Raw genomic sequence first — 3,805 nt, 5'->3', positions numbered from 1 at the left:
CGGCGCGTTGGCGCTCGACGGCCGCCAGCGCGCGACGTTGGCCAGGTGCTCGTCGTAGGTGCGGGCGAAGACGTGACCGCCGGTCCCGTCGGCGACGAAGAAACAGTTCGCCGGTGGCGGGCGGGTTGAGCACCGCCGCGATCGCCTCGGCGCCGGGGTTGGCGATGGGCGTCGGGGGCAGGCCGTCGATCTGGTAGGTGTTCCAGGGATTGGGCGCGTCCAGCTCGGAGCGGCGGATGCCCCGGCCGAGCGGCCGGCCGCGGGTGATGCCGTAGATGATGGTCGGATCGCTCTCCAGCCGCATGCCGGCGCGCAGGCGGTTGGAGAAGACGGCGGCCACCCGCGGGCGCTCGGCCGCGATCCCGGTCTCCTTCTCGACGATGGAGGCCAGGTTCATGGCCTCTTCCGGCGTGCGCACCACGCTGTTGGGCCCGCGCGCGGCCCACAGGCGGGCCAGGTTCTGGTCGCGCGCCCGGCGCATGCGGGCGATCACCGAGGCGCGGGTCTCGCCGCGCGAGATCTCATAGGTGTCGGGCCAGAGCGTCGCCTCCTCCGGGACCTCGTCCACCGGACCGGTCAGCAGGGGCTGGGCCATCAGGATGTCCACGGCCTGGGCCGAGGACCAGCCCTCGGGCAGGGTCACGTAGTGGCGCACCACCTTGCCCTCGACCAGCAGGACGATGACCGAGCGCAGCGAAGCCCTAGACGGCACCTCGTACTCGCCGGCGCGCAGCCGCCGGTCGGCCCCGGTCAGGGTCGCGGCCGCCTTGAACATGTCGGTCGAGCGGATCACCCCGGCCGCCTTCAGCTGGGCGGCGATGGCGCTGACCCCGGCCCCGCTGGGCAGGGTCACGATGGTCGCGTCGCCCTCGCGGGCCGCCGGCCCGGGGGCGTAGAAGACGCTCCAGGCGGCGACCAGGGCCGCGATCAGGAACAGGCTGAAGGTCGCGGTCGCCGCCAGGAAGGCGGTCTTGCGGCCCGGCGGCGTGCGTTCCACCCCCCGACGGAACACCTAGGCCACCTTCCTGAAGATGACGCTCGCATTGGTGCCGCCGAAGCCGAAGGAGTTGGACATCGCCACGTCGATCTTCATCGGCTTGCCCTTGTGGGGGACCAGGTCGATGGCGGTCTCCTCCTCGGGGTTGTCCAGATTGATGGTGGGGGGCGCGATCTGGTCGCGGATGGCCAGGACCGAGAAGATCGACTCGATCGCCCCGGCGGCGCCCAGCAGGTGGCCGGTCATCGACTTGGTCGAGCTGACCGCCAGACCCTTGGCGTGATCGCCGACCAGGGTCTCGATGGCGTGCAGCTCGATCCAGTCGGCCATGGTCGAGGTGCCGTGGGCGTTGACGTAGTCCAGGTCCGACGGCTGGAGCCCCGCCCGCTTCAGCGCCGCCTTCATGGCGCGCAAGCCCCCCTCCCCGTCCTCGGACGGGGCGGTGATGTGATAGGCGTCGCCCGACATGCCGTAGCCCACGACCTCGGCGTAGATCCTGGCGCCCCGCGCCTTGGCGTGCTCATACTCCTCCAGCACCATGATGCCGGCGCCCTCGCCCATGACGAAGCCGGCGTGGTCCTTGTCGTAAGGCCGGCTGGCCTTCTCGGGGGCGTCGTTGAAGGCGGTGCACAGGGCCTTGCAGGCCAGGAAGCCGGCGATGCCGATGGGCACGATGGAGCTTTCCGCCCCGCCGCACACCATGACGTCGGCGTCGTCGAGCGCGATCATCCGCGCGGCGTCGCCGATCGCGTGCGCCCCGGTGGCGCAGGCGGTGACCACCGAGTGGTTGGGCCCCTTCAGGCCGTGGCGGATCGAGATCTGGCCGGACGTCAGGTTGATCAGGGCCGAGGGGATGAAGAAGGGGCTGACGCGGCGCGGCCCCTGTTCTTTCAAAATGATGGCGGTGTCGGCGATCGGACCCAGGCCGCCGATGCCGGAGCCGACCATGACGCCGGTCCGCTCCTTCTGCTCGTCCGTCTCGGGCTTCCAGCCGGCGTCGGCCAGGGCCTCGTCGGCGGCGGCGATGGCGTAGACGATGAAGTCGTCCACCCGCTTGCGGTCCTTGGGCGACATGACCTTTTCGTGGTCGAAGGCGCCGGGCATGTCGGCCGAGCCGCCGCCGCGCCCGTCCACGGTCGGGATCTCGCCGGCGATGGTGCAGCCGTAGCCCTCGGTGTCGAAGGCGGTGATCGGCCCGATCCCCGACCGACCCTCGACGATGCCCTTCCAGGTGTGCTCAACGCCCCAGCCCAGCGGGGTCAGAAGGCCAAGGCCGGTGACGACGACGCGACGCATTCCTGCGTTCCCTCACAGTGAATCTCGCGGGGGAGAATAGGGAGTGCGGGGGCGCAGGGCTAGGCGGGGGAGAACGGAGGGATCGGGGGCGGCGGCGGAGAGGCGAAGGCCGGGGATATGGCCAGGCGGACACTCTCGGCGGCGACCGCCGAACCTCCGCTTTCGACCCTAGGCCGTCACCCGCTCGGCGATGACGGCGGCGGCCTCCGCCGGGGTCATTCGCGTCGTGTCCAGCGCGAGGTCCGCCGGCGGCATTTCGGCGAAGCACCGCACGAACTCCGGCCTCAGGCCCTGCAACAGGGGCAGCGAGGTCATCTTGCCGAAGGCTTTGCGATCGGGCGCCGCAAGACGCCGCTCCTGCACGTCGGGAGCCACCTCCAGCGAGACAAACAGGGTCGAACCGCCTGCCTGCGCCACCGCTGCGGCGGCCCGTTCAGGGAAGGTGGGACTGACCGTCGGCTCCGGGGCGAACGTGAAGATCAGCGAGATCCCGGCGTCCGCAGCCTCCCTGATGACGTCGAGCCAGAACTTCTCGCGAAGGCGGACAAAAGGCTCGGAGCCGAACGGAAAAACCGCGCCCACCGCATCGACAACAAGGTGATTGTGAAAGAGGGCCACGCCGGTGCGAGCCGCGAGTTCTCGCGCGATCGTCAACTTTCCCGCCGCGACCTGACCGTAGATGAAGACCAACTGCATAGCCTGTCATAGCGTCATGCAAGGGCGGCCAGCCAGCCCTGCGCGGTCGCCCTCATCCGGCGGGCTTTCAGCGGGCCTCAGTCCTTGCAGGGGGAGCGCCATAGCGGCGGGTCACCCCCTGGCGCCGGGCGGCCGCCTGACGACAATGGAAGCGAGGAGCATCACCACGCCCAGCGCGATCGCTGCGATCGCCGCGTAGCAGCCCGCCGCGACCCATTTCAGGGCGCCGAACATCGTCACGGCGATCCAGTGATCCAGAAACAACGATCGCAAGCCGAGATATGCGACGACGCCCGCCAGGATGAGCGCGAGGCTCACCGCGCGCAATCTCGCCGGACGCTCAGGACTGCCCATATCGGTTCCTAATTTGGACTAATATCGAAGCACCAAGCCGCATCGTCCGCAACGACCTCTGGTTGCGGATCGTCAGAATAGATTGACTGGTCTTCAAATGGGAGTGTGTCCCACTCGCCGATGCTCGGCGCGTCACGGACAGGCCACCGACGGACTTCCGCCCCTTCGGACGTGGAAGAGCGGAACGTGCACGACAGAGGACGCCATGCCCCCTCGAGACGACGCTCGCACCGCCGCCGCCATCGCCCTGACCCGCTTCGGCCTGGGCGCCGGCGCCGCGGAGATCGACACCGTCGCCGCCGACCCGCGCGCTGGCTGATCGAGCAGATACGACCGGACGCGGGCGCGCCGAACCCGTCCGGCGAGTTCGAGGATCCGGCGCCCGCGTCCAGGCCTACCTGGCCTACCAGCGCACCGGTCAGGGCGCCCGGCAGGCCCGACGCGACGTCCGCCCGCCCAGGC

At 70.1% G+C, this 3,805-nt stretch carries 4 protein-coding genes; all 4 read right to left on the bottom strand.

What is annotated here, in order from left to right; genetic code table 11:
• A partial coding sequence (gene mltG / locus AC2W7C_RS14650) for an endolytic transglycosylase MltG (protein WP_486002077.1) occupies positions 1–1,012 on the bottom strand: 1,012 nt, incomplete at its 3' end.
• Complete coding sequence (fabF, locus tag AC2W7C_RS14645; protein ID WP_486002076.1) at positions 1,013–2,293, bottom strand: beta-ketoacyl-ACP synthase II; 1,281 nt, start codon at positions 2,291–2,293, stop codon at positions 1,013–1,015.
• 168 nt (positions 2,294–2,461) lie between these two features.
• A complete protein-coding gene (locus AC2W7C_RS14640; RefSeq protein WP_486002075.1) occupies positions 2,462–2,989 on the bottom strand; it encodes a DEAD/DEAH box helicase family protein in 528 nt (175 codons plus the stop codon).
• Between the two features lie 111 nt (positions 2,990–3,100).
• Positions 3,101–3,307, bottom strand: coding sequence for a hypothetical protein (locus AC2W7C_RS14635; protein ID WP_486002074.1), 207 nt, complete (start codon positions 3,305–3,307; stop codon positions 3,101–3,103).
• Positions 3,308–3,805 lie beyond the last annotated feature (498 nt).

Source organism: Brevundimonas sp. CURTG3B2_SDJG, assembly GCF_057364705.1.
This window is presented reverse-complemented; position numbering and strand designations above follow the sequence as displayed.

Coding starts and splice junctions, on each gene's coding strand:
- fabF (WP_486002076.1), bottom strand. CDS start 2,293: ATGCGTCGCGTCGTCGTCACCGGCCTTGGCCTTCTGACCCCGCTGGGC.
- AC2W7C_RS14640 (WP_486002075.1), bottom strand. CDS start 2,989: ATGCAGTTGGTCTTCATCTACGGTCAGGTCGCGGCGGGAAAGTTGACG.